Source organism: Dyella silvatica (assembly GCF_026283955.1).
Taxonomy (GTDB): domain Bacteria; phylum Pseudomonadota; class Gammaproteobacteria; order Xanthomonadales; family Rhodanobacteraceae; genus Dyella_C; species Dyella_C silvatica.
In genome coordinates, this window is sequence record NZ_JAPDPE010000208.1 from 1 (window position 1) to 3,628 (window position 3,628).

General features: G+C 58.1%; 3 protein-coding genes. 2 read left to right on the forward strand and 1 reads right to left on the reverse strand.

The annotated features are described in order from the left end of the window. On the reverse strand, nucleotides 1–1,467 hold a 1,467-nt coding region (locus tag OUZ52_RS22535; protein WP_425493905.1), incomplete at its 3' end, for a TonB-dependent receptor. Nucleotides 1,468–2,224: 757 nt separating this feature from the next. Here OUZ52_RS22535 and OUZ52_RS22540 point away from each other — a divergent pair. After that, nucleotides 2,225–2,965 carry a 2OG-Fe(II) oxygenase gene (locus OUZ52_RS22540; protein ID WP_266160849.1) on the forward strand — a complete coding sequence of 247 codons (741 nt, stop codon included), beginning with the start codon at nucleotides 2,225–2,227 and terminating at the stop codon, nucleotides 2,963–2,965. A 163-nt stretch (nucleotides 2,966–3,128) separates the two neighbouring features. Beyond that, the coding region (locus OUZ52_RS22545) for a serine hydrolase domain-containing protein (protein ID WP_266160850.1) at nucleotides 3,129–3,628 on the forward strand (500 nt) is incomplete at its 3' end.

Here is a 3,628-nt window from a genome sequence, read left to right on the forward strand (position 1 = left end):
CGGAGGGATTAATGCGGCATAGCCGGTCTGGCCGTTGAAATGATTAGCGGCCTTGATACCCGTCTCGATCTCGTTCAATGGCCCCAACGAAACCTCGTGACTGAAATCGGCCTCGAAATAGCGCTCTCGATCGTAGCTAGGCGCGTAGCTGAAACCTGCACCATTAATCACCATCTGCGATGGATCGGCGGGGTTGTTGTTGAAGTTGATTTGCGGGTGCGGCCCGGCCAGATTCCAGTTGTAGCCGCCAAGGCCCTTGAACTGGACGTTGTAGATGCCCTCCGAGCCGCCCGACGAATTGGTATAGCCGATCTGGCTGGACGCGTTCCAGCCTTCGCCATGCCAGTCGGCACGCAGCTGCAGGGTGCCGGTATTTACTTTCGAGAAGCGCTCATAGCCGTCCAGATACGTCGGCGCCGCCGCGCCATAGGAGCCGCTGGTGGCCACGCCGTTGTTGAAATTAAGCGCATTGGCGGCGGGTGCGCTGCCGGACCAATCGCCATAACGGCTCTGGTTGAAGTTATTGAACTTCTCGGTCACGTACAGGCCGGTGAAATTCAACTCGAAGTTCTGATTGGGCTTCCACTGCAGGCCGGCGGATACACCGTCGCGTTTGCGCTCTTGCTGGAACAGCGCCGTATTGATCGCGGTGGGATAAATCCCGTTGGTCGTCGGCGATACCACACCCGGCGAAAACTTATGATTTGGATCGGTATCGGTTGGATCATTGACCCGCTGATAGCCGAAAATTTCGGTGCCTTCGCGATGGATGATGCGATCCGAATGCATCAGCGAACCCAAGACGCCGAAGGTGCTCGCGTCATTTTTCCAGCTGTACAACACGGAAGCGTTCGGCTTGCCCTTGTCAGCGCGGTCGTTGTAACCGTAGCTAACCGTGCCGGTCAGTGTATTGGCTTTCAGATCCAGCGGCCGGCGGGTATTGATAATGACCGTACCGCCGATGCTGCCTTCGTCGATGCGCGCCTGCGGCGTCTTGTAGACCTCGGCGGTACCGATGATTTCCGAAGTCAGCAGGCTGTAATCGAAGGAGCGGCCATCGGGATTGTTCGGATCGCTGGTCCAGTTGGTCGAGGCCAGCGTCTGCCCATTCAACAGCAACCGATTCAGCGCCGGATCGGTGCCCAGAATGCTGACCTTGTCGCCTTCGCCGAAGTTGCGATCCACGCTGATGCCAGGCAATCGCGACAGCGACTCGGCCACGTTGCGGTCGGGGAATTTGCCGACGTCCTCAGCGGTAATCGCTTCCACGATCGAGTCGGAGTTGCGCTTGAGATCCAGCGACTTCTGCAAGCTTGCCCGGATACCACTGACCGACACCGTCGCCAGATCTTTCACTGCCTTTTCGGTCTTCGGTTTGCTGTCTTTCTGGCTATCGCTGGCCTGATTGCTTGCGGCGTCCTGTGCTATCGCCGTGCCGACAAAGAACAGCGTGGAGATGATGCTTATCGATAATAAATTCTGGCGGTACTTCAAGGTGAACTCCCCAACTTGTTTTATTTGGAGCCGGCATGAAGGGCGCAACAGCCCCTATCCGACCTGCCGTTCTTTTTTGGCAACGAGCTCCCCCCGCCGCGAGCCACAACTCGCGTTGCCATGTCTATCAATTGCTCATTTCCCCAGCCCCCGTGATGGGAACCGTAAACACAATCATCCGCACTCTGCCCTAATACGCCTCGCTTGCTGTTTCGAACCCGCTCGAAACAACCGCGAGCTACGCGTAACCATCACTCTGATCAGAACATCGGGAAACCGCATCAAAGAGCTTGGCCCTCGCTGTCTTGCTTAGATAAACGGCTCCCCGTCCTTGCATGGATGGGTGCCAGTCTTAGGGCAGCCCATTTGGCTTGTCAACGACATTTTTGCCTCGATCTAAATATTTTCGCAAGGCACCTAAGTCATTGAGACCAATGATGTACTTGAAAGACATTTGTCGCGCTGCAATAAAATATCGCGGTGCATTTAAATCGATCCAAATAATTGCTGGCAAAGCGCCTTGCTGCACCGCACCGCTTTCGCCTTCGCGGGGTCTCCGAGCACAAGAATCGGAGAGTTATCCGGCGCCGGCAAAACTACAGTGCCCGCCACGCACAACTGCCGAGAGACACCTCATGAACGGGTCACCAAGCCCCCCGCTGCGGGCGGCAACCACGGATCGTATGGACCGCGAACGCAAATCGGCCCGCCTGAACATGGCGGTCGCGGCATGACTGCGCCCACCAAGACCTGGCCACTGGATGCGCCCATCCAGTCGCGCATCAACGGCATCGATCAAGCGGAGCTGATTCAGCAGCTCGACGCGCAAGGAAGCGCTCAGATCAGCCAGCTGCTGTCGCCAGCGGAGTGCATGGGCCTGGCACAGTTGTATCCGCGCCGTGAAATATTTCGCAGCCGGGTGGTGATGGGACGGCATGGCTTTGGCCGTGGGGAGTATCAATACTTCAACTATCCCCTGCCTGAAGTCATCGACCTGCTGCGCAACGGCTTGTACCCCCTGCTGGTGCCGCTGGCCAATCGCTGGAATGAAAGCATGGGCATCGATGTGCGCTACCCCTCCAGCCATGCCCAATTCATTGCACGCTGCCATGCCGCCGGCCAGTGCCGGCCTACTCCGCTGTTACTGCAATACGGCAACGGCGATTACAACTGCCTGCATCAAGATCTCTATGGCGAACATGTCTTTCCGCTGCAAGTCGCCATCTTGTTGTCCGAGCCGGGGCGGGATTTCAGCGGCGGCGAGTTCGTGCTGACCGAGCAACGACCGCGCATGCAATCGCGGCCAGAGGTCGTGCCACTGCATCAAGGGGATGCCGTGGTATTCGCCGTACACCACCGGCCGGTGCAGGGAAGCCGCGGTACTTACCGGGTCAATCTGCGACACGGCGTTAGCCGTATTCGCTCGGGCCATCGGCATACGCTGGGCATCATTTTTCACGATGCGCTGTGATCGGCAGATGGTGGACGACTTACTCCAGTCTGCCAGGTACAGCTTGCCGCAGCCCACGCCGAGGCAGCATCGATGGCACGACGAAGACACTTGCAAATCGGCTGGATAGGCATACCTTCATCGGCTGCTTCGATAGCGCTGCACACAGCAGACGGGAGAATCGATGAAGGCATTGCTACTGGCATTGTCGCTGGCCTTAAGCATGGCAACCGCAACAGCGGAGGAGGCTTCCGTCGCGAAGATCGATGCGCTATTCCCGCATACCGGATCTGCCGACGTACCCGGTTGCGCCGTCGGCGTGCAAGCCGGTGATCGTGCCCCGCTGCGCCGTGCCTTCGGCATGGCCGACCTGGAGCATGTTGTACCGATCAACGTGGATACCGTGTTCGAGGCGGGGTCGGTAAGCAAACAGTTCACGGCTGCCGCAGCCTTGATCCTGGTGAGTGAAGGCAAGCTGTCACTCGACGACGATATTCGCAAATACCTTCCTGAGCTACCCGATTACGGGCATCCGATCACCGTCGCCGAGCTGCTCGGGCACACCAGCGGACTGCGCGACTGGGGTGAGCTTGAGAGTATTGCCGGTTGGCCGAGAGCCGATCGCGTTTACGACATGGCTGATGTACTGCACATTACAGCACGTCAGCGCGCATTGAATTTCGA

Excerpts from the sequence above, each read along its gene's own strand:
- OUZ52_RS22540 (WP_266160849.1), top strand. The coding sequence starts at position 2,225 with ATGACTGCGCCCACCAAGACCTGGCCACTGGATGCGCCCATCCAGTCG.